The sequence below is a fragment of the Streptomyces thermodiastaticus genome, assembly GCF_014656135.1.
In the GTDB taxonomy this organism is placed as follows: domain Bacteria; phylum Actinomycetota; class Actinomycetes; order Streptomycetales; family Streptomycetaceae; genus Streptomyces; species Streptomyces thermodiastaticus.
The window spans coordinates 32984-55400 of the sequence record NZ_BNBV01000032.1; the positions used below are offsets into that span (position 1 = coordinate 32984).

A 22417-nucleotide genomic window follows, 5' to 3' on the forward strand; every position below is an offset into this window, starting at 1 on the left:
ACACATGAGTCTCCAGCCGGGTGACGCCCTCACCTCGCACAATTTCGGCCTGCAGATCGACGGTGTGATGGTCGAGTACCTCGCCGAGGTCAGCGGCCTCAGCATCGAGCAGGACGTCATCACCTATCAGCAGAACACGCCCAACGGCCAGAACGTGGTCAAGAACCTGCCGGGTGTGAAGAAGAACGGCACCTGCACGGTCGTCCGCGGTATGACCCAGTCGGCGTCGTTCACGCAGTGGATCAACCAGTCCATCAACGGGCAGATGTCCTCGGCCCGCAAGAACGCGTCGATCATCATGATGGACTTCGAGAACAACCCGGTGAAGCGCTACCACCTGCGCAACGCCTGGTGCAGCAAGATCGACGCGAGCACGGTGAAGGCGGGCGAGGCGTCCGCTCTCACCGAGACCGTGACCATCACGTTCGAAGAACTGGTCATCGAGTAATGCGGCGGACGGCTGCCAGGGCCGGCAGGGTCACCCACGCCGGCCCGGACGGAGTGGAGACGGCTCCGGGTGCGGACGGCGCGGGGCAGGCGCCGCCGCAGGCCGGGGACCGGACGCCGGGCGCGGCCGCCGCGCCCGGCGGGCAGCAGCCGCTGCGTCAGGAGCCGCTGCGCACCGAGTTCCCCTTCCAGCTGCCGCGCGGCTACGTCGACGAGTCGGGCACCGTCCACCGCGACGGGACGATGCGGCTGTCGACGGCGCGGGACGAACTCGTCCCGCTGCGCGACGTGCGGGTGCAGGAGAACCCGGCCTACCTGTCGGTCGTCCTGCTGGGCCGGGTCATCACCCGCCTCGGCACGCTGCCCATGGTCCACGACGGGATCGTGGAGAACATGTTCGCCTCCGATCTGGCGTACCTGCAGGACTTCTACCGCCAGATCAACGCCGAGGGGCACACCCGTGCCGCCGTACGGTGCCCGCACTGCTCCGAGCCCTTCGAGGTGGAACTCGGCGGGAGCCGCCTGGGGGAATCGTGACGTACGCGACCGACCGGCTGCACGAGGAGATCGCGTACATCGCCTACCACTTCCACTGGAGCCTGGAGGAGATCCTGGACCTGGAACACCACGACCGCCGCCGGTACGCGGGCGAGATCGCGTCCCTGGTGACGCGTGCCGGAGCGGAGGACTGACGTGGGCATCCTGGACCGGTTCCGCGGCCGGGCACATGCCGAGGACGGCGCGGCACCCTCCGCGCCCGAGGCCACGGCACCCGGCACCACTGCCGACGGCGCCCTGCCGCCGGACGGCGCCCCGGACCTGCCGGCCGGCGGGGTGCGCCCGGTGGTGCCCGAGGCCTGGCGGGGTCTGCCGCCGCTGCGGCGTGCGCTGGCCCAGGCCCGGGGTCCGGTCGCCGACTCCGGGTTCGGCGGGCGGCTGCCCACCTGGCAGAACCCGTCGTTCGTGGGCACGGCCTCGCACGCCGTGCTGGACGGGCGGTCGGACACCGTCCTCGGCGGCCGGTCACCGCACCCGGTACCGGGCAGCCCGGTCCCGGGCCTGGAGCAGCCGGCGGCTCCCCTGCCCTCGTGGGTGCGGGAGCCCGCGGTGCAGCGCGCGCCGGCGGTTCCGCTGCGGTGGCTGGTGCCGGGGGACGTGCCGTCGCCCGCGGGCCGGGAACCGGGCGCGGGCGGCGGTGCCTCCGCGCGCCCGGCGACGCCCCGGACCGCGGCCGCCGGGGCCGGTCGTCCGGCGGCGGGTGCCTCCTCGGCGGGCGGTCCGTCGGGGGCTCCGTCGGGTCCCGGTGCTCTTTCGACGGGTGTTTCTTCGACGGGTGTTCCGGGGGCGCGCGGGTCGGTGGTCAGCGGGCCGGCGCGGCCCGGTCCGGCGTCCGCCGGCGCGCGGCCCGGCGGTCCCGTGCCGAACAGCCCGGTGCTCGACGTGGTGCGGGCGGACGGGCCGACGCCCGGTGCGGCGGCGGCACGCGCGGCTGCGGTGACCGGCCCGGGCCGCACCACCTCGGTGCAGAGGTCCGCACCCCGCACCACCGCGTCCGGCGACCCGGCGGGCTCGGGTGCGGGTGCCGCCGTGCCCCCGGCCACCGCCGCGCCCTCGGTGCGGCGAGCCGCGGACGCTGCGGGCCCGGTGGGATCCGTGGCACGCCAGTCGGCCGTTCCGGTCGTGTCGTTGCAGCCGCCCTCCGCCCCGGTGACCGTGGTGGAACCCGCGCTGCCCGTCTCCGGGCTCCGGCCGGCCCTCACGCCGCCCGGAGCCTCGGCCCGTCCGGCGACCCTCACACGGGCCGGGCGACAGGCCCCGGTCGTCCAGCGGCGTACGTTTCCCGTGTCCCGGCGGCAGGCGTCCGCGTCCCCGGACTTGGCCGGCGCACGCGGGGCCGAGCAGGCGTCCGAGGGAGCCGAACCGGCCGGCGCGGCGCGCCCTGCGCCGTCGCCCGCCTCCCCCGCGCCGAGCGCTGTCGAGGAAACCGCGACGCCGGGCACGGCTCACACCTCCGACACCGGCACACCGTCACCGTCGACGCCCGGCCGCACGGCGTCGGCGGACGCCTCCGGTCCTGCTGCGCCGTCGATGCCGCCGTCCCAGGGGTCGCCGTCCCAGGGGTCGCCGTCCGTGCGGAGGAGCGTCCCGGAGTCCTCGGACGAGACGCGCCCCGGTCACGGCCCATCCGCGGGGCAGGACGGCGGTACGGGCGAGCCCGCTGTCCCGGACGGATCCGCATCCGTCGCGGCTGCCGGCTCGTCACCCACCGGCACGTCACCGACGAACACCTCACACACGAACACGGCACACACGAACACGGCACACACCAGGACCGTACGGACGAACGCCGCACCGGCGAAGGCCGCACGAGCGGACACCAGCCGGACGGCCGCCACGCACACGGCCGCTCAGCACAGCGTCCGGTCCGCCGAAACCCCCGTGCAGCGAGCGGCGGCACGCACCGAAGGACCCACCGCTCCCGCCGCGGCCCCGGCACCGACGGCACCGGACGGGCGGCGCGACGCGACCGGCCACGCCGCCCGCCCGGGTATCGGCGCCCCGCTGCCGTCGCACCCCGCACAGCCCGCACCCTCCGTGCAACGCACCCCGCTCACCCACCCCGTGCACAGCGCACCGTCCCCACGCTCCGCACAGCCGGTACGGCCTGCCCGGGCCGGCGGTCCGCAGACATCCGACGCGTCGAGCACCGCGGGCGCATCCGCCCGTCCGGCCCCGTCCCCGTCCGGGCGGCCGGACCCGCGCAGCCTGCCCGTACCCCCGGCGGCGGAAGAACGTCCTTCCGCCGGCAGCGAGCCGTTGCCCTCCGCCTCCTCCCCCGCCGCACCCGCACTGCCGGCTGCGCCGGACAGCGCACGCACCTCCGAGCAGCCGCCACGGCCGGAGACCGCCTCCCGGTCCGTCCCGCACACAATCACCGGCAACACCAACTCCCCAAGCGCCCACGGCGATACACACTCCGCCACCGTGCAGCGCGCGTCCGCGACCGACGGCACCAGAACCGCACAGGTCCGTGCTCCCCTCGCGGCCCGTGCGCCTCGTGGTCCTCTCGGTGCGCCCCTGACCGAGGCACCCGCCGACACCACGCCCCTGTCCGGCCCCCTGGTCCGGGCGGGCCGCACACCCGGGACACCGCCGGCCACGCCCTCGCTCCCGGCCGTCCCGGTACCGTCCACCACGGGACCGGCACCCGCCGACGCCTCTGCCACCGCGGGACCGGCACCCGCCCACACCCCGTCCACCGCGGGACCGGCACCCGCCGACGCCTCTGCCACCGCGGCGACGGCGCGCACCGACGCCCTGCCCGTCGTGCAGCGTGCCGTCCGGCCGGCAGCGCCCGCGATCTCCCCGTCGGCCCCGTCACTCCCGTCGTCCTCCGCCCCGGCGGCCCAGGCGCCCTCGGCGACGGCCGGCCCCACCCCGGCCGCTCCCGTCACTCCCCTGCCGGCCGCTCCCGGCGCTTTTCTGCCGGTCGCCCCCGCCACGTCTTGGCCGGTCGCCCGGCGCACCGCCCGGCCGAACGGTCCCGCGCCGGCCGTGAAACCGGCCACGGGCGCCCTCCCCACCCCGGCGGCCACCGCGGCCACCACGCCCCCCACACCCACCACGGCCACCCCCGCACGGCCGCCCGCACCCACCACGCCCTCCGCACCGCCGGTCGTCCAGCGCGCCTCCTCTCCGGCCCTGCCACCGGCGCCGCCCCGGCCGCCCGCGCCTCCCGTCGGCCGGCCCACCACGGCGGCCACCCCGGCCACCCCCGCCTCCGCGTCCGCCGCGGCCGCCGCCGAGCACCCGGAGCCGCAGCCCGGGGCGTTCGACCCTCGAGAGCTGAGCGACCACCAGCTCGACGAGCTCGCGCACCGGATCATCGGCCGGATCACCCGGCTGGTCCGCACCGAGCTGCGCATGGACCGCGAACGGATCGGCCGGCTGCGCGACCCCCGCCGCTGACCGGCACCCCACGACACCACCGACCCGCAACGACAGAAAGGCCCACCCGCGATGTCCCGCCAGGACCCGGGCTCCACCATCTGGTTCAGCCTCAGCATCGACGGCGAGAGCCTCGGCTACTTCAACGGCTGCGAGGGGCTGGCGTCCCAGGTGGAGATCGAGCAGCACCAGGAGGGCGGCAACAACGGCTTCGTCTGGCAGCTGCCGACCCGCGTCACCTTTTCCACCATCCGGCTGACCCGGCCGCTCACCCCGGACACCGCGAAGGTCGCCAAGTGGATCTCGTCCGTGCAGACGGGGATCGAGCGGCCCACCGCGCAGATCGCGGCGCTGCGGGCCGACGGCTCCGAGGTGGCCCGCTGGGGGCTCATCGACGTGCTGCCGGTCCGCTGGACCGGGCCCACCCTCGACCCGGCCGCACCGGCCGTGGCGACGGAGGTGCTGGAGATCACCCACCACGGGTTCACGGACTGAGAGGGAGCCGACCGAGCATGGCCCAGGGCAGCAGGGGCGGCGCCGGCAAGAGCCTGGTGCGCGCCACGCTCGCGATCCACGAACCGCCCACCGGCGACAGCACCGCTCCCGGCGGGCTGATCAGGACGTTCGACTTCGATTTCAACCCGGCGCAGCTGTCGCTGTCCCGGCGTGCGCTGTGGAAATCCACGGCTGCGCAGATCGAACGGGACGGTGCGCTGCCGGAGTTCATGGGCTCCGAGCCGCGCGAGATGAGCCTGGAGATCTTCCTGGACTCCTCCGGCGACCCCACCAGCAACACCGTGCTGAAGAAGGTGGAGTCGCTGCTGAAGTGCTGCCAGGTGACGGAGCGCAGCATCGCCGCGAAGCAGCCGTCGCCGCCGTGGGTGGTGTTCCAGTGGGGGTCGTTCTCCACGGCCCGGTTCACCGCCTACGTCAGCTCCGTTCAGGCCGGCTACACCCTGTTCGGCACGACCGGTGTGCCGATCCGGGCCACCTGCCGGCTGCAGCTGCACGAGATCCCCAGCCGGACCGAGGGGCAGAACCCGACGTCGGGTGCGCTGACCGCGCGCCGGGTGCACCGGGTGGTGGCCGGCGACTCGCTTCAGTCGCTGGCCTGGCGGGAGTACGGCAGCGCCGCGGCCTGGCGTGCCATCGCCGAGGCCAACGGGATCGACGACCCGAGCCGTCTGCCCGCCGGCACCGAACTGGTGCTGCCGGCCGCGGAGGAGGTGCGCGTCTGATGGTGCGGTCCGCGTTCTCCAGCGTCGTCGACGTGCGCATAGGCGGTGCCAAGCTGCCGCCCGAGTGGGCTCGCGCCCTCGTCGACAGCTGGGTCGACCAGGGCGTCGGGGTGCCGGCCGCGTTCCGGCTGACCTTCCGCGACCCCTACCACAAGCTGCTGGAACGCCTGAACATCACCTTCGGCACGAAGGTGACCATCGCGCCGGTGGCCGACGGCCGGGGCGCCGGGGATCCGCTGCTGACCGGGGAGGTCACCGGTCTGGAGGCCGACTACGACGGCACGGGCAGCTTCACCGTGGTGCGCGGCTACGACCTCGGGCACCGGCTGCTGCGCCGACGCCGGGTGGCCGCCTACCGCAACCAGAGCGCGTCCGACATCGCCCGCAAGCTGGCCGCGCAGGACGGTGTGCCGGTGGGGCGGATCGAGTCGACGCGCACGGTCTACGAGTTCATCAGCCAGTCCAACGTCACCGACTGGGACTTCCTCGCGCGGCTCGCCGACGAGAACGAGATGGTGATGTCGGTCGACGCCGACGGGAAGCTGCAGTTCGTCCGGCCGAAGCCGTCCTCGGGGGCGCCCTCGCCCGACACCGACGGCGACAAGAGCCCGTTCGTGCTGCAGGCCGGGCACGACATCCTGCGGCTGCGGGCGGCGGTGACCGCCTCCGACCAGGTGGGCAGGGTGCAGGCGCGCGGCTGGGACGTCACCACGAAGAAGGAGCTGACCGCCACCGCGCCCGCCACCGCCAACCCGGGCATCCGGATCGGCACCACTCCGGGCGCGGCGGCCTCGGCGTTCGGGCAGGCCGCCCTGGTGGACACCGGCACGCCGTACGACAAGCAGAGCGAGGTGAAGAACGCCGCGGAGGCCCTCGCCGACGACATCACGTCGTCCTTCGCCGAGCTGGAGGTCGTCGCGCGCGGCAACCCCCGGCTGCGGCCGGGGATCCCGGTGGCGCTCGCGGACGTCGGTCTGCCCTTCGAGGGCAAGTACACCGTCACCTCGGTGCGGCACGTGTTCGGCGACGGCAGTCACTACGAGGCGTGGGTGACGGTCAGCGGCCGGCAGTGGCGTTCGCTGTACGGGCTGACGTCCGGCGGCACGGACACCGCGCTGCGGCTGCCCAGTGTGGCCAACGCGGTGGTCACGGACGTCGACGACCCGCTCAAGCAGGGGCGGGTGCGGCTGCGGTTCCCGTGGCTGGACGACACCTACGTCAGCGACTGGACGCGGACGGTGCAGTGGGGCGGTCTCGACGGCGGCGGCATCTTCCCGCTGGACGTCAACGACGAGGTGCTGGTGGCCTTCGACCGGGGCGCCCTGGACCATCCGTTCGTCATCGGCGGCCTGTACAACGGCAAGGACCGGCCGACGCCGGTGCGGGACGTGCCGCTGCACGACGCCGTGCGGAAGAAGGCGAGCCGGCACACCCTGTCCGACCGGGACGGCAACCGGGTGGACCTGCTCAGCCAGAAGACCGGCGGCCGCAAGCAGGGGGTGCGGCTGGCGTCCGGGGACGGCCGGCTGACCATCACCCTGGACCGGACCAACACCGAGATCGTGGTGGACAGCCGGGGCGAGGTGACGATCAAGGGCAGCCGGTCGGTGTCGGTCGAGGCGGGCACCGACCTCACGCTCAGCGCGCGGCGCAGCCTGAGCCTGAAGAGCGGCGGCCCGCTGAGCATCGAGGGCGCCGGAATGGTGAACGTGCGGGCCGCGGGCGAGATCGGGGTGAACGCGGTGGGTGCCCTGAACCTGAGCGCCCTGGGCGCCGCGAATCTCACCGGCGGGGGAACCGTGCAGATCACCTCGGCGGCCAACACGACGATCAAGGCGCCGACCACGCTGGTCGGTTCGCCCGTGTTCGGGGTCACCACGATCCCGGTGCCGATGGTGATCCCGTGAGCGGCGGCCCCGACAGGAAAGGGTGGTGGTGATGGCCGAGCAGTTCGTCGGGTCCGGGTGGTCGTTCCCGTTGCGCATCTCGCCGACCGGCGGGATCGCGCTGGTCAGCGGGGAACGCGAGATCGAGGAGGCGATCCGCCTGGTGCTGTCGACGGCGCCGGGCGAGCGGCCGATGCGGCCCGACTTCGGCTGCGCGATCCACGACCTGGTGTTCGCCCCGGTCAACGAGCAGACCGCGGGCCGCATCCAGCACGAGGTGTACGCCAGCCTGGACCGCTGGGAGCCGCGCATCGAGGTCGACGACGTCGAGGTGACGGCCAGCGCCGACCGCAGCGTCCTCTACATCGACGTGCGCTACTCGATCCGCGGCACCAACAACCCCCGTTCCCTCGTCTTCCCGTTCTACGTCATTCCGTCCCACGACGAGCCGGACGGCCCCGGTGCGGCCGGCCCGGCCGAGGAAAGCGAACGCTGATGGCCCTGCCCTCCCCCCATCTCGACGACCGCCGTTTCCAGCAGTTCGTCGACGACGCCAAGCGCTACATCCAGCAGCGCGCCCCGGAGTGGACCGACCACAACGTCTCCGACCCCGGCATCACCCTCGTGGAGACGGTCGCGCACATGGCCGACCAGATCGTCTACCGGCTCAACCGGGTGCCGGAGAAGAACCATCTGGCCTTCCTGGACCTGGTCGGGATCACCCTGTTCCCGCCGACGGCCGCCCGCACCGACGTCACGTTCTGGCTGTCGGCGCCGCAGGAGGAGGCGGTGACGGTGCCGGTGGGCACGGAGGTGGCCACCGTGCGCACCGAGACCGAGGAGGCGGTGGTCTTCGCCACGGAGCGTCATCTCACCGTCGTGCCCTGCCGACTGGAGCATCTGCTGGTGCAGCACCGGGGCGAGCGGCCCGTGGAGCGCACCCACGACCTGGCCGACGGCAAGGACCTGCTGTGCTTCGCCGAGGCGCCCGCCCCCGGCGACTGCATGCTGCTCGGGCTGTCCGCGGCCGTGCCGCACTGCGCGGTCGCCCTGGAGCTGGACAGCCGGGTCGACGGTGTCGGTGTGGACCCGCGCCAGCCGCCGCTGGTGTGGGAGGCGTGGACGGCGGACGGCTGGAAGCCCTGCGAGGTCGACCGGGACGGCACCGGCGGCCTGAACCGGCCCGGCGAGGTGGTGCTGCACGTCCCCGGCGGGCATGTGCTGTCCCGCAACGCCGGGCAGGAGGCGGGCTGGCTCCGCTGCCGCGTCACCGAACCGCTGTCCGGCCAGCCGTTCTACACCACTTCCCCCACGGTCCGGTCCGCCGAGGCGTTCACCATCGGCGGCACCACCACCGCGGTGCACGCCGAGACCGTGTACGACGAGGCGCTGGGCGAGTCCACCGGGCTGCCCGGGCAGCGGCTGCGGCTGGCGCACGCCCCCGTGGTCGGCGACGACCCGCCGCTGCTGCTGCAGACCGCCGAGCACGACGGCTGGGTGGACTGGCAGGTCGTGCCGGACTTCGCGGCCTCCGGCCCGGACGACCGGCACATCACCCTGGACGCCACGACCGGTGAGATCGCCTTCGGCCCGGCGGTGCGCGAACCCGACGGCACGCTGCGCCAGTACGGCAGGGTGGCGCCCAAGGGCGCTCCTATCCGGGCCCGCCGCTACCGCACCGGCGGCGGCCGGGCCGGCAATGTCGCGCGCGGCGCGGTGCAGGTGCTGCGCACCTCCATCCCGTACGTGTCCGAGGTCGTCAACCGGGAGGCGGCCCGCGGCGGTGTGGACGGGGAGACGGTGGAGGAGGCCAAGGTCCGCGCTCCGATCACGCTGCGCGCGCAGGAGCGTGCGGTGACCCTGCGGGACTACGAGGAACTGGCCCGCCGCGCCGCCCCGGAGACGGCCCGCATCACCTGCCTGGAGGGCGAGGAGGACGAGCACGGGGCGTACGCGGTGCGGGTGCTGGTGGTGCCGCAGGCGGTACCGGACCCGGGCGGCCGGCTCCGCTTCGAGCAGCTGGTGCCGGGCGACGCGCTGCTGGAGCGCATCACGCGGCATCTGGACGAGCGCCGCCTGATCGGCACCCGGCTGGCGGTGGGGCCGCCGTACTACCAGGGGGTGACGGTGGTGGCGACGGTGCACGCCTTCCGCGGCGTGGACACCGACCGGGTGCGCCGGGAGGCGCTCGACGCGCTGTACCGGCACCTCGACCCGCTGACCGGCGGCGCGGACGGCACCGGGTGGCCGTTCGGGCGTCCCGTGCAGTCCGGTGAGGTGTTCGCGGTGCTGCAGCGGGTGCCGGGCGTGGAGCTGGTGGACGAGGTGGTGCTGCATCCGGCGGACCCGCTGACCGGCAAGCGGGGCGAGCCGACGGACCGCATCGACCTGTCCCGGCCCTCGCTGGTGTTCTCCTTCGACCACCGGGTGCGGGTCATCGGGGACGGTGCCTGATGCGCGGTTCCGTCGACGGGCTGGGTTCCTCGATGCCGCTGGGCATGATGCTGCCCGCGGTGTTCGCCGACGACGACCTGGCGCAGCGGTTCGTCGCCGGGCTCGACGAGGTCCTCGCGCCGATCCTGAACGTCCTGGACTGCTCGGACACCTACTACCGGCCGTCGCTGGCCCCGCTGGACTTCGTGCGCTGGCTGGGCGGCTGGGTCGGCGCGGAGACCGACGGCGGCGAACCGGAGCCACTGCTGCGGGCGGCGGTGGCCGCGGCCGCGCGTCTGCACCGCATCCGCGGGACGCGGCGCGGGCTGTCGGAGGCGATCCGGCTGGCCTTCGGCGTGGAGCCGGAGATCAGCGAGAGCGGCGCCGCCGACTGGAGCGCCCGCCCGCTCGGCCCCATTCCCGGCGAGCCGCGTCCGCGCCTGCACGTGGTGCTGCGGCTGCCGCATCCCACCGCCGCGGACCGGCACCGCCTGGAGACCCTCGTGGCCGCCGCCCGCCCCGCCCACATGCCGTACACGGTTCAGGTGATCGACGCCGAACCGGCCGTACCCGCCGAAAGGACCTCCGAGAGATGACCACCCCCCGACGCTGCGCCGACTGCGGCACCCCCGCGGAGCCGGGCCAGTCGTTCTGCGACGCCTGCGGTGCGGTGCTGAGCTGGACCGACCGGGCGGCGACCCGGGCCCCGGTCGCGGCACCGGCGGCGGACGCCGGGCGGCCCGCCGGCTCCGGGGAAGCCGCTCAGCAGGACGGAGCCGTGTCGTCCGCGCTGCCCGAGGGTTCCTGGGGGCCGGGCGCGGCCGAGGCGTCCCCGGCGCGGCCCGGCGGGCCGGTGACCGGTTCCGGCGACGGTGTCCCGGCGGTGTCCGGCGCACCGGTGCCGGGGACGGCCGGCCTCCCCCCGGAGGACGGGGCCGCTGCGCCCTCGGGCGGTGACCACCGCCCGGACGACGCGGGCACGGGACAGGCCCGTTCCGCCGGGCCTGTGCCGGCCGCCGCCCCGGAGGCCGCGGCACCCGCGCCGCACGACACCGTGTTCCGCGCCCGGCCGCCCGCGCCCGGGGCCGCCGTGCCCGGCCCGGGGGGCGACGCGTCCGTGGACGACAGCGCGCCGACCGAGCCCCTGCCCACCGCGGCCGGCGCCCACGGCCCCGGCGGCCTGCCCGGCGACAGCCGGCCCGGGGACAACTGGTCCGGGGACGACCGGCCCGGGGACGGCACGAGCGGCGACGGCATGACCGACCGGGCGCGGCGGCTGATCGTCCCGGTCTCCGACCCGGATCCCCGGCCCGCGCCGGAACCCACCGTGGCACCGGTGCTGCCGGGCCGTCCCGTCGCCCAGCGCCCGCAGACCGTCCGGGCCCCGGGCGAGGACCTGGGCGCGGAGGGCGGGGTGCCCTGCCCGTGGTGCGCGACGCGCAACCGGCCGGACCGGCACTACTGCACGCGGTGCGCGATGCCCATGGCCGGGGAGCGCGGCGAGCAGGCCCCCGGGCGGCGGCCCTGGTGGCGACGGCTGTGGGGAGCGGACGACCGCGAGGCCCCGTGGGCCGGTGAACGGCCGCGGCTGCGCCGGACCTTCGGCCGGGTGCTCGGCTGGCTGGGCGCGGCCGTCGTGCTGGTGCTGCTGGTCGTGCTGGGCATGAAGATCCCCGACGCGGTCCAGGCGACCCGGGACCACTTCGCCAAGCGCGCCCCGATCTCGCCCGACCACGTCGCCGCGTCCCGCTCCTATCCGGACCACGGCGCGCAGCTGGCCTTCGACAAGCTCAACAACACCTGGTGGGGTCCGGGGGTGTCCCAGGCAGGCCAGGGCCAGTGGATCGAGGCCCGGTTCTCCGAACCGACCCGGCTGCTGGACGTCGTCATCACCCCGGGCGTGTCGACGCACGCCGACCAGCTGTCCCAGTCGGCGCTCCCGCACCGCATCGAGGCCCGGATCACGCTGGCCGACGGCCGGACGACCACCCGTGACATCGTCCTGGACCAGGGCGCGGGTCCGCAGACCCGGTCGTTCCGGGTCGGCGAGGTCACCGCGGTCCGCTTCGTGCTGCAGTCCGCGTACCAGATCTCCGCGAGCAAGCAGGTGTCCATCGCCGAGATCGAGTTCTTCGGCCCGTCGCAGGGCGGGGGTTCCTGAACCGCGAGAGGGTGTGGAACGGCCCCGGACGGTGTGCGCGCCGTCCGGGGCCGTCGCTTCGTGTCTCCGGGACCCGGGCCCGCCGGGTGCTCAGGAGTCCAGCGACGTCATGACGTGCTTGACGCGGGTGTAGTCGTCGAAGCCGTACGCCGACAGGTCCTTGCCGTAGCCGGACTTCTTGAAGCCGCCGTGCGGCATCTCGGCGACCAGCGGGATGTGGGTGTTGATCCACACGCAGCCGAAGTCGAGTTTCTTGGACATCCGCATGGCGCGACCGTGGTCCTTGGTCCACACCGAGGAGGCCAGCCCGTACTCCACGCCGTTGGCCCACTCGACGGCCTGGTCCTCGTCGGTGAAGGACTGGACGGTGATGACCGGGCCGAAGACCTCCTTCTGGACGATCTCGTCGTCCTGCTTGACGCCGGAGACGACGGTCGGGGCGTAGAAGTAGCCGCGCTCGCCGACCTGGTGGCCGCCGGCCTCCACCTTGGCGTGGGCGGGCAGCCGCTCGATGAAGCCGGCGACCTGCTTGAGCTGGTTGGGGTTGTTCAGCGGGCCGAAGAGGACGTCCTCGTCGTCCGGCTGCCCGGTCCTGGTCTCCGAGGCGGCCTTGGCGAGCGCGGCGACGAACTCGTCGTGGACGGACTCGTGCACCAGGACGCGGGTGGCGGCCGTGCAGTCCTGGCCGGCGTTGAAGAAGCCGGCCACACGGATCTCCTCCGCGGCCTTGGGGATGTCGACATCCTCGAAGACGACGACCGGGGCCTTGCCGCCCAGCTCCAGGTGGACCCGCTTGAGGTCCTTGGCGGCGGTCTCGGCCACCGCCATGCCGGCGCGCACCGAGCCGGTGATGGAGGCCATCGCCGGTGTGGGGTGCTCGACCATCAGGCGGCCGGTGTCGCGGTCGCCGCAGATGACGTTGAAGACGCCCTTGGGCAGGATCGAGCCGAGGATCTCGGCGATCAGGACGGTGGAGGCGGGCGTGGTGTCCGACGGCTTCAGCACGACCGTGTTGCCGGCCGCGATCGCCGGGGCGAACTTCCACACGGCCATCATCATCGGGTAGTTCCAAGGCGCGACCTGGGCGCAGACGCCGACCGGCTCACGGCGGACGAACGAGGTCGTCCCCTCCATGTACTCGGCGGCCGAGCGGCCCTCCAGCATGCGGGCGGCGCCCGCGAAGAAGCGGATCTGGTCGACCATCGGCGGAATCTCCTCCGAGCGGGTCAGCCCGATCGGTTTGCCGGTGTTCTCCACCTCGGCGGCGATCAGTTCCTCGGCGCGCTCCTCGAACGCGTCCGCGATCTTCAGCAGGGCCTTCTGCCGCTCGGCGGGGGTGGTGTCGCGCCAGCCGGGGAAGGCCGCCGCGGCCGCGGCCATGGCCGCGTCGACGTCCGCCTGGCCGGACAGCGGCGCGGTGGCGTAGGCCTCGCCGGTCGCGGGGTTGACCACCTCGGTGGTCCGTCCGTCGGCGGCGTCCCGGAACTCACCGTCGATGTAGTTGCGCAGACGACGCAGCTCGGTGCTCACTGCCGGCCCTCCTGGATCTGGTGTGGTGTCCGATTGCCGAGACACCCAGCCTAGTCGGCACGCCGACGTTTTCAACACCCCTCGCGGTGCCACGACTGCGAAATCCGTAAGCCATTTACGCTCGGACAACGGATTTCATCGATCGAGGCTTGCGGAACTGTCGATCCGTCGTGCACAGTGAGGGCGTGGCCAGTCGAAGCGCAGACCAGAAGGACCCCTCCCGCGAGTCCCGCACCACCACAGGCGGCACCCCCCGCCTGGACGCCGTCTCCCTCGCCATCATCGAGCAGCTGCAGGAGGACGGCCGCCGGCCCTACGCCGCGATCGGCAAGGCCGTCGGCCTGTCCGAGGCGGCCGTGCGCCAGCGCGTGCAGAAACTCCTCGACCAGGGCGTCATGCAGATCGTCGCCGTCACCGACCCGCTCACCGTGGGCTTCCGCCGGCAGGCGATGGTCGGCATCACCGTCGAGGGCGACGTGGAGAAGGCCGCGGACGCCCTGACCGAGATGGCGGAGGTCGAGTACGTGGTGATGACCGCGGGCTCGTTCGACATCCTCGCCGAGATCGTCTGCGAGGACGACGACCATCTGCTGGACGTCGTCAGCAAGCGCATCCGCGCCCTGCCCGGCGTGCGCTCCACCGAGAGCTTCGTCTACCTCAAGCTCAAGAAGCAGACCTACATGTGGGGAACCCGATGACCGTCAGCGCCAAGGACCTCGGCACGTCCGCGTACGACCACCTGTGGATGCACTTCACCCGCATGTCCTCGTACGAGAACTCCCCCGTCCCGACGATCGTGCGGGGCGAGGGCACCTACGTCTACGACGACCGGGGCAAGCGCTACCTGGACGGACTGGCGGGCCTGTTCGTGGTCCAGGCCGGTCACGGCCGTGCGGAGCTGGCCGAGACCGCCGCCCGGCAGGCGCGGGAGCTGGCGTTCTTCCCGGTGTGGTCCTACGCCCACCCCAGGGCCGTCGAACTGGCCGAGCGGCTGGCGCACCACGCGCCCGGAGACCTGAACAAGGTCTTCTTCACCACCGGCGGCGGCGAGGCCGTCGAGACCGCGTGGAAGCTGGCCAAGCAGTACTTCAAGCTGACCGGCAAGCCCGCCAAGCACAAGGTGATCTCCCGCGCGGTGGCCTACCACGGCACCCCGCAGGGCGCCCTGTCCCTGACCGGACTGCCCGCGCTGAAGGCGCCGTTCGAGCCGCTCGTGCCCGGCGCGCACAAGGTGCCGAACACCAACATCTACCGCGCCCCGGTGCACGGCGACGACCCGGAGGCCTTCGGCCGCTGGGCCGCCGACCAGATAGAGCAGCAGATCCTCTTCGAGGGCCCGGACACGGTCGCCGCCGTCTTCCTGGAGCCGGTGCAGAACGCCGGCGGCTGCTTCCCCCCGCCGCCCGGCTACTTCCAGCGGGTGCGCGAGATCTGCGACCGCCACGACGTGCTGCTCGTCTCCGACGAGGTCATCTGCGCCTTCGGCCGGCTGGGCACGATGTTCGGCTGCGACAAGTTCGGCTACGTCCCGGACATGATCACCTGCGCCAAGGGCATGACCTCGGGCTACTCCCCCATCGGCGCCTGCATCGTCTCCGACCGCCTGGCCGAGCCGTTCTACCGGGGCTCCAACGCCTTCCTGCACGGCTACACCTTCGGCGGGCACCCGGTCTCCGCCGCCGTGGCACTGGCCAACCTCGACCTGTTCGAACGCGAGCGGCTCAACCAGCACGTCCTGGACCACGAGACCGCCTTCCTCGCCACCCTGCGCAGGCTGCACGACCTGCCGATCGTCGGCGACGTGCGCGGCAACGGCTTCTTCTACGGCATCGAACTGGTGAAGGACAAGGACACCAAGGAGACCTTCGACGCGGAGGAGACCGAGCGCGTCCTGTACGGCTTCCTGTCCAGGGCGCTGTTCGACAACGGCCTGTACTGCCGGGCCGACGACCGCGGCGACCCGGTGGTCCAGCTCGCCCCGCCGCTGATCTCCGACCAGCGCACCTTCGACGAGATCGAGCAGATCCTGCGCGCGACCCTGACGGAGGCATGGGCCAAGCTGTGACACCGCCGGAGCGGCCGCTTCCGGTACACACCTCCGATCAGATGACAATCACCGGCCCGGAAGCGGTCCGTTCGAGTGGGAAACGGCGGCCGGGAGCCGTGTGCTGTCCGGGCGTCCGGCACCGGCTGCCTAGCGTCGTGACCGATCGGCCCCGCCTTCGTTCCCCCATACGGGGGATTCGTACGAAGGATTCCCGGACCGCACGGCAACCCGCGCGGCATGACCGCTCCGAACCGAGGTGTACGCCATGGTGGCCCCGCCGGACAACGACGTGCTCTGGGCACGTGCCTTGCACTACACCCACAAAGACGGCTCGCCCGCGCTCAGCGGTGTCTCGCTCGGCGTGCGGCAGGGCGAGATCCTCGCCGTCGCGGGGCCGAGCGGCAGCGGGAAGACCACCCTGCTGCGCTGTCTGGCCGGGCTGAACCGGGTCCGCGAGGGCGAGGTGTGGTTCAACAGCGCGCCCGTGCACACCCTCGGCCCCCTGGCCCGCGAGCGGCTGCGCCGCGACCGGTTCGGCTGGATCGACCCCGCCCCCGTCCTCGTGCCGGAGCTGAACGTCTGGGAGAACACCGCCCTGCCGCTGATGCTGCGCGGCACCGGCCGGCGCCGCGCCAAAGGCACCGCCCTGGAGTGGCTGGAGCGCCTGGACGTCGGCGAACTGGCCCGCAAACGCCCGCACCAGCTGCGTCAGTCCGAGCGGCAGCGGGTCTGCATCGCCCGCGCGCTCGCCCCCGCCCCCACCGTGCTCTTCGCCGACGAGCCGACCGCACCGCTGCACCGGGCCGACCGCGGTCACATCCTGCGCACCCTGACCACCGCGGCCCGCTCGCACGGCATCACGGTCGTCCTGGCCACCCACGACGCCGAGACCGCGGCCCTCGCCGACCGCACGGTGGCGCTGCTCGACGGACGGTGCGTCAAGACCGTCCAGCTTCCCCCGACCGACGACTCGACGGAGGGCCGGACGGCGTGCTCGCTCTCCGTCTGACCCGCGTCGCCCGCCCGGCCGTCCAGCTGCGCCGGCTGACCGTGGCGGCCGCCAGCGCGGGCACCGCCTTTCTGATGCTGTGCAGTCTCGGCCACGCGCTGGCCCGCCCCGCCGAGGCCGCGGCGGCGTCGCTGCGGCTGTCCTGGTGCGTGGTGCCCCTCGCCGCCACCGTGTACCTGGCGACCGCGGTGGCCCGCACCGACCCGGGCACCCGGCCGCGTCCCGGACTGTCGGCGCTGGGCCTGGGACCGGGCCGGCTGATGGCCGTCTCGGCCGCCACCACCGCCCTGGTGTCCTGCTGCGGCACCGTGCTCGGCCTGCTCGCCTTCCTCTATCTGCGCGGGGACCTCGGCGGTGCCGGGCTGCCGCTGAGCGGGGAGGCGGCCGGTGCCCTCGGGGCACACGAGCCGCTGCCGGTGCCGGGCACGCCGACGCTGCTGCTGGTCGTCCCCGCCCTGGCCGCCGGTGCGGTGGCCTTCGCCCTGCGCCCGCGCGAACAGCGCGAGCCGTCCCGGGGCTTCGGACGCTTCACGGCCCGGAAGGCGCACGCCCCGGCCGGCGCTCCGGACGCAGCCGAGGGCGCGGCCCCCGCCAACACCGCGGGCGGCCACGGCGGCACCCCCGGCGACGACCGGCCCCGGGCCGCGGCCGCGCACCGGAGCGCCGCAGGCGAATCGGTTCCCCACCCCGCGCCACAGGCGCCGGACGCGGCGGACCGGCCGGACGTGCCCGGTGAACCGGGCGGCTGGGGCGGGCCGGGCGGCACCGCCCCCGGCCGGGGCAGCGACCTGCAGCGGCCCGCGCCGCCGCGCACGTCCGCGGCGGGGCTGCCCTGGGGCATCGCCGCGCTGGCCGCCGGACTGGCCGTGGAGGCCTGGGCCGACCGGACCGCCGGCTCCCCCGCGGCCTCGGGCCCCTCCGCCGCCGCCCTGCCCGGCGGCCTGACCGCCGACTCCGGTCCCGTCCTGGTCGGCTGGCTGCTGACCGCCCTCGGGCTCGCCCTCGCCGGCCCGGGCCTGACCCAGCTGTGCGGGCGCCTGCTCCAGTCCGCGCAGCCGGGCGCGGTCCGGCTGCTGGCCGGCCGGATCCTGATGGCGGAGGCGAGCCGCATCGGCCGTCCGCTGGGCGTGGTGTGCGCCGTGGCGTCGGGGGCGTTCGCCCTGGCGACCCTCCAGGGCCGGGCCACACCCGGCATCGGCCCGCTGACCGCGCTGGGCATCGCCCTGGTGGCCGGCTGCTCCGTGGCCACCCTGCTGATCGCCGCGGTGGAGGCGCGGCAGGACCGCGCCGAGGTCCGTACGGCACTGCGGCGGCTCGGCGCGCCCGCCACCGCGCTGCGCTCGGCCGCCGCCCTGCGCGCGGGTGCCCTGCTCGCGCTGTTCACCCCGCTGACCCTGGTGATCGCCGACCTCGCCGCGCTGCCGCTGGCCCGCTGAACCGGGTGCGCGCCCACAGCGCGGCGACCGGAGCGCACGGCCGCACACAGGGGCACACAAGTGCGCCCGGCGGCGATGAGTTCCGCGTGCCACCGCGGTCTGCCCTCTCGACCGCGGCGCGGCAGGACGAGGCACACCCGCGCCGCACGAGACAGGGAGACCGCATGCACCAGCAGATGATCTTCGTGAACCTGGCGACGAACGACGTGGCCGCCACCACGAGGTTCTTCACCGCGCTCGGATTCACCGTCAACCCGCGGTTCCCGGACGACGACTGCGCCTCCGTCGTCATCAGCGACACCATCGTCGTGATCCTGCAGAGCAAGCGGCGCTTCGCCGAGCAGACCGACAAGGAGATCGCGGACTCCGCGACGACGCGGGAGACCCTGATCTGCCTGAGCGCCGAGAGGTGCGAGAAGGTGGACGAGCTGGTCGGCAAGGCGATCGCGGCGGGCGGCACGGCGACCGGCCGGGTCCACGACCACGAGCACATGTACGGCCGCGCCTTCGACGACCTCGACGGCCACACCTGGGAGTTCGTGTGGATGGATCCGTCGCCGGCACGAGGCTGACGTCGCCGGCACGAGGCCGAGCCGGCGCCGGGTGACAGGCCGAAACCTCCCGGCGGGCAATGAATGGGCAAAGCAAATGCGCAGTCTGGACACTCGCGTTGACACTACGGAGGAGACGCTTATAGACCTGTGGGTCTGCCGGGGGTGCCGGGTCCGGTCGTGCGAGTCCCCGACGCCCCCTCAACTCCCCCGACATCACGCAACCCGTGAAGGGCAAAGTGGCCATCGTGTCCATATCCCGCCGTACCGCACGTTCCGTGCGCCTCCTCGGTGTCGCCTCCGCGTCCGCAGCGCTCGCTCTGGGCGTCGCCGGCACCGCCTCGGCATGTAACATCAGCGACTTCTCCGCCGCAGCCAAGTGCGAGGACGGCAAGGGCTCCATCGTCGTCACCGACACGGACCGCGCGGGCACGCCCGCGCACATCAGCGTCTACCTGCAAAGCAACGGCGAAGAGAAGCTGATCGGCGAGCAGGACGTCCGGGGCACCGCCCGGGGCGCCTCGGTGACCTTCGCCGAGGACTGGCAGCCCGGCGCCACCTACCGCATCCACGTCAAGGCCGGCGGCAGGCTGGTGGACGAGGACATCGAGCCGAACCTGGTCACCCCGGCGACGGCTTGTGCCCCGGCGACTCCGAGCACCCCCGCGAGCCCGTCGCAGCCGGCGACCCCGGCTCCGTCGGACTCGGCCTCGGCGTCCGCGCCGGCCCCGACGGCCCCGACGGCCCCGTCCGCCGACCAGAGCAGCACCGCCCCGGCGGCGGCCCCGGCGAACGCCCCGTCGGCCGACGCCGGCCAGCGCAACCTGGCCGAGACCGGTGCGGACTCCCACACCGGTCTGATCGCCGGCATCGCGGCCGCCCTGGTCGTCGTCGGCGGTGGCGCGGTCTTCTTCGGCATGCGCCGCCGCGGGGCGAGCGACAACGGCTGACGCTCCCGCACACCGGCTGTGGCCCGTCCCCGCACCGGGGGCGGGCCACAGCCGTACCACGGCGGCCGTCCTCGGGCGGGACGCCGCCGGGCAGCGGTCAGCCCAGCACCACGACCTCGGACGGGTCGAACTCCACCCCCACCTCGTCACCGGTCTCCGGTGCCGCACGCAGGACGCAGGCCGCCTCCAGACGCGGGGCGTCGTCCGGCTGGAGGTGGACGGTCACATGGGTGCCCTTGAAGGTGCGGGCGGCGACCGTGCAGCGCAGCCCCTCGCCGGCCGGGACCAGACGCACCCCGGCGGGCCGTACGAGCAGGGAGCACGGACCCTGGGGGGAATCCTCCGGCACCGGCACCGTGCCCCACGGCGTGTGGGCCCGCTGACCGTCGACGCGCGCCTCGACCACGTTCTCGAAGCCGAGGAACCGGGCGACGAAGGCGTCCGCCGGCCGCTGCCACACCTGAAGCGGCGTACCGGTCTGCGCGATCCGTCCCTGACGCATCACCACCACCCGGTCGGCCAGCGCGAAGGCCTCGCCCTGGTCGTGCGTGACCGCGAGAACGGTGGTGCCGAGGCGGGCGAACAGCTCCCGGAGTTCGACGACCAGCCGCTCCCGCAGCGAGCGGTCGAGCTGGCCGAGCGGCTCGTCCAGCATCAGCAGACGCGGCCGCGGCGCCAGCGCCCGGGCCAGGGCGACCCGCTGCTGCTCGCCGCCGGACAGCGCGGCCACCGACCGGGCACCGGCCCCGGGGAGCCCGACCAGCTCCAGCAGCTCCTTCACCCGTACGTCCCGTTCGGCCTTCGCGGTGCCGCGCATGCGCAGACCGAAGGCGACGTTCGCGGCCACGTCCCGCTGCGGGAAGAGCTGGTGGTCCTGGAACATCAGGCCCACCTCGCGCCGGTGCACCGGCACCCCCGCCTGGTCCCGGCCGTCGAGCAGCACCCGCCCGCCGTCCAGCGGCTGCAGTCCTGCCACCGTGCGCAGCAGCGTGGACTTGCCGCTGCCGCTGGGGCCGAGCACGCACACCGTCTCGTGCTCGGCGACCGCCAAATCCACGGCGTCCAGTACGGTCCGGCCGCCCAGGCGCACGGACGCGGCCTGAAGGGTCAGCAGCGTCACAGCTCCCCCGTCTTCTCCGCGCCGCGCAGTTTCTCCAGCACCAGCAGGGCCACGGCGCACACCACCATCAGGATCGTCGACAGGGCCATCGCCTGCCCGTAGTTGAGGTCGCCGGGCCGGGAGAGCAGCCGGGCCACGGCCACCGGCAGCGTCGGGTTGTCCGGCCGGGCGATGAACACGGTCGCCCCGAACTCGCCGAGCGACACCGCGAAGGCGAACCCGGCGGACACCAGCAGCGCCCGGCGCACCAGCGGCAGGTCCACCTCGCGCCACACCCGCCAGGGCGACGCGCCGAGCACCGCGGCCGCCTGACGCAGCCGGACGTCCACCGCGCGCAGCACGGGCAGCATGGTGCGCACCACGAACGGCACCCCGACCAGGGCCTGGGCCAGCGGCACGAGGATCCAGGACTGCCTGAGGTCCAGCGGGGGTTCGTCCAGGGCGATCAGGAAGCCGAAGCCGACGGTGACGGCGGAGACCCCGAGCGGCAGCATCAGCAGCGCGTCGAAGCCGCGCACGATCCGGCCGGCGTCCCGGCGGGCGAGCGCCGCGGCGGCCAGGGCGCCGACCACCACGGCGATCGCGGTCGCCGCCGCGGCGTAGGACAGGGAGGCGCCGACGGCGTGCAGCGGCGCGACGAGGAAGGTGCCGCCGTCGGCGTTCGTCAGCGCCCGGTAGTAGCCGAAGTCCGGGGCGGTGAGCGAGCGCTGCACCAGCACGGTCAGCGGCAGCACGAGCAGCACGGCGACACTGACGAGGACGGCGCCGAGCAGCGTCCACTGGCCGGCGCCGCGCGGGCGGCGGGCCGTGCCGGCCGCGTCCACCAGTTTCAGCGCGGTCTCCCGGCGCCGTACCGTCCAGGCGTGCACGGCCAGGATCGCGCCCACGCACACGAACTGCACCAGGGTGAGCACCGCGGCCGTGGACAGGTCGAAGAGCTCCGAGGTCTGCCGGTAGATCTCCACCTCCAGGGTGGAGTAGGCGGGGCCGCCGAGGATCTGCACCACACCGAAGGAGGTGAAGGTGAACAGGAACACCATGAGCGCGGCGGCGGCGACCGCGGGCGCCAGCGCGGGCAGGGTCACGGTGCGCCAGGCGGTCAGCGGGGTGGCGCCGAGCGTGCGCGCGGCCTCCTCCTGCCGCGGGTCCAGCTGCGCCCACAGCCCGCCGACCGTGCGGACGACGACCGCGTAGTTGAAGAAGACGTGGGCGAGGAGGATCGCCCACACCGTGGTGTCCAGCCGCACCCCCCACAGCTCGTCCAGCAGGCCGCCGCGCCCGAGCAGCGCCAGGAACGCGGTGCCGGCCACGACCGTGGGCAGCACGAACGGCACGGTGACCACGGCCCGCAGCACCTGCCGGCCGGGGAAGTCGAACCGGGCGAAGACATAGGCGCCGGGCAGGGCGATCAGCAGGGTGAGCGCGGTGGAGGCGAGCGCCTGCCAGGTGGTGAACCACAGCACGTGCCGGATGCCGCTGTCGCCGAGCACGTCCGCGATCCGCCCGAGGTGCCAGGCCCCGTCGGTGTGCAGCCCGCGCCGGACGATCGCGGCGACGGGGTAGGCGAAGAACACCACGAAGAACGCGACGGGCACGGCCATCAGACCGAGCCGCGCCGCGTTCCCCGAGCGCCGCCGGCGGGGACGTGACGCCCCTCGGCG

At 74.2% G+C, this 22417-nt stretch carries 20 protein-coding genes; 17 read left to right on the forward strand and 3 right to left on the reverse strand.

Annotated elements, in window-relative coordinates; all coding sequences use genetic code 11:
* The first annotated feature begins 4 nt into the window (after positions 1–4).
* From IE286_RS23225 to IE286_RS23275, 11 genes are all read left to right on the forward strand, one after another.
* A complete protein-coding gene (locus tag IE286_RS23225; RefSeq protein ID WP_125500498.1) occupies positions 5–448 on the forward strand; it encodes a phage tail protein in 444 nt (147 codons plus the stop codon).
* Positions 448–984 (forward strand): hypothetical protein, encoded by a 537-nt coding sequence (locus IE286_RS23230; RefSeq protein ID WP_189798720.1) that lies wholly within the window; start codon positions 448–450, stop codon positions 982–984. The genes IE286_RS23225 and IE286_RS23230 overlap by 1 nt, the downstream gene beginning before the upstream one ends.
* Positions 981–1139: a DUF6760 family protein gene (locus IE286_RS23235; protein WP_189798721.1), complete on the forward strand. Its 159-nt coding sequence runs from the start codon at positions 981–983 to the stop codon at positions 1137–1139. Before IE286_RS23230 ends, IE286_RS23235 begins: the two co-directional genes overlap by 4 nt.
* 2863 nt (positions 1140–4002) lie before the next feature.
* Positions 4003–4416, forward strand: a complete 414-nt coding sequence (locus IE286_RS27690; RefSeq protein ID WP_189798745.1) for an extensin — start codon at positions 4003–4005, stop codon at positions 4414–4416.
* A 51-nt stretch (positions 4417–4467) separates the two neighbouring features.
* A complete protein-coding gene (locus tag IE286_RS23245) occupies positions 4468–4890 on the forward strand; it encodes a phage tail protein (protein WP_125499917.1) in 423 nt (140 codons plus the stop codon).
* Between the two features lie 17 nt (positions 4891–4907).
* On the forward strand, positions 4908–5633 hold the full coding sequence (locus tag IE286_RS23250) for a CIS tube protein (RefSeq protein WP_189798722.1): 726 nt from the start codon (positions 4908–4910) through the stop codon (positions 5631–5633).
* Positions 5633–7540 (forward strand): VgrG-related protein, encoded by a 1908-nt coding sequence (locus IE286_RS23255; protein WP_189798723.1) that lies wholly within the window; start codon positions 5633–5635, stop codon positions 7538–7540. Before IE286_RS23250 ends, IE286_RS23255 begins: the two co-directional genes overlap by 1 nt.
* Before the next feature lie 31 nt (positions 7541–7571).
* On the forward strand, positions 7572–8015 hold the full coding sequence (locus IE286_RS23260) for a GPW/gp25 family protein (protein ID WP_189798724.1): 444 nt from the start codon (positions 7572–7574) through the stop codon (positions 8013–8015).
* Positions 8015–9973, forward strand: coding sequence for a putative baseplate assembly protein (locus IE286_RS23265; RefSeq protein WP_189798725.1), 1959 nt, complete (start codon positions 8015–8017; stop codon positions 9971–9973). Before IE286_RS23260 ends, IE286_RS23265 begins: the two co-directional genes overlap by 1 nt.
* On the forward strand, positions 9973–10548 hold the full coding sequence (locus IE286_RS23270) for a phage tail protein (protein ID WP_189798726.1): 576 nt from the start codon (positions 9973–9975) through the stop codon (positions 10546–10548). Before IE286_RS23265 ends, IE286_RS23270 begins: the two co-directional genes overlap by 1 nt.
* Positions 10545–12113, forward strand: coding sequence for a zinc ribbon domain-containing protein (locus IE286_RS23275; RefSeq protein ID WP_189798727.1), 1569 nt, complete (start codon positions 10545–10547; stop codon positions 12111–12113). The genes IE286_RS23270 and IE286_RS23275 overlap by 4 nt, the downstream gene beginning before the upstream one ends.
* A 90-nt stretch (positions 12114–12203) precedes the next feature.
* On the opposite strand, the gene IE286_RS23280 is transcribed toward IE286_RS23275, so the two are convergent.
* A complete protein-coding gene (locus IE286_RS23280) occupies positions 12204–13643 on the reverse strand; it encodes a gamma-aminobutyraldehyde dehydrogenase (protein ID WP_189798728.1) in 1440 nt (479 codons plus the stop codon).
* A 170-nt stretch (positions 13644–13813) separates the two neighbouring features.
* Here IE286_RS23280 and IE286_RS23285 point away from each other — a divergent pair, with 170 nt between their 5' ends.
* The 6 genes from IE286_RS23285 (at position 13814) to IE286_RS23310 (ending at position 19636) form a co-directional block, all read left to right on the forward strand.
* Positions 13814–14341 carry an Lrp/AsnC family transcriptional regulator gene (locus tag IE286_RS23285; protein ID WP_189798729.1) on the forward strand — a complete coding sequence of 176 codons (528 nt, stop codon included), beginning with the start codon at positions 13814–13816 and terminating at the stop codon, positions 14339–14341.
* Positions 14338–15708 carry an aspartate aminotransferase family protein gene (locus tag IE286_RS23290; RefSeq protein ID WP_189798744.1) on the forward strand — a complete coding sequence of 457 codons (1371 nt, stop codon included), beginning with the start codon at positions 14338–14340 and terminating at the stop codon, positions 15706–15708. Before IE286_RS23285 ends, IE286_RS23290 begins: the two co-directional genes overlap by 4 nt.
* A gap of 247 nt (positions 15709–15955) precedes the next feature.
* Positions 15956–16699, forward strand: a complete 744-nt coding sequence (locus tag IE286_RS23295) for an ABC transporter ATP-binding protein (RefSeq protein WP_189798730.1) — start codon at positions 15956–15958, stop codon at positions 16697–16699.
* Positions 16681–18135 (forward strand): hypothetical protein, encoded by a 1455-nt coding sequence (locus IE286_RS23300; RefSeq protein ID WP_189798731.1) that lies wholly within the window; start codon positions 16681–16683, stop codon positions 18133–18135. The genes IE286_RS23295 and IE286_RS23300 overlap by 19 nt, the downstream gene beginning before the upstream one ends.
* A gap of 164 nt (positions 18136–18299) precedes the next feature.
* Positions 18300–18707 (forward strand): VOC family protein, encoded by a 408-nt coding sequence (locus IE286_RS23305; RefSeq protein WP_189798732.1) that lies wholly within the window; start codon positions 18300–18302, stop codon positions 18705–18707.
* Positions 18708–18964: 257 nt separating this feature from the next.
* The gene (locus IE286_RS23310) at positions 18965–19636 is read left to right on the forward strand and encodes an LAETG motif-containing sortase-dependent surface protein (protein ID WP_229863452.1); all 672 of its coding nucleotides are present in this window, start codon (positions 18965–18967) and stop codon (positions 19634–19636) included.
* Between the two features lie 97 nt (positions 19637–19733).
* On the opposite strand, the gene IE286_RS23315 is transcribed toward IE286_RS23310, so the two are convergent.
* Both IE286_RS23315 and IE286_RS23320 read right to left on the reverse strand, forming a co-directional pair.
* Positions 19734–20756, reverse strand: a complete 1023-nt coding sequence (locus IE286_RS23315) for an ABC transporter ATP-binding protein (RefSeq protein ID WP_189798734.1) — start codon at positions 20754–20756, stop codon at positions 19734–19736.
* Positions 20753–22357: an ABC transporter permease gene (locus tag IE286_RS23320; protein ID WP_189798735.1), complete on the reverse strand. Its 1605-nt coding sequence runs from the start codon at positions 22355–22357 to the stop codon at positions 20753–20755. Before IE286_RS23320 ends, IE286_RS23315 begins: the two co-directional genes overlap by 4 nt.
* Between the last annotated feature and the right edge of the window lie 60 nt (positions 22358–22417).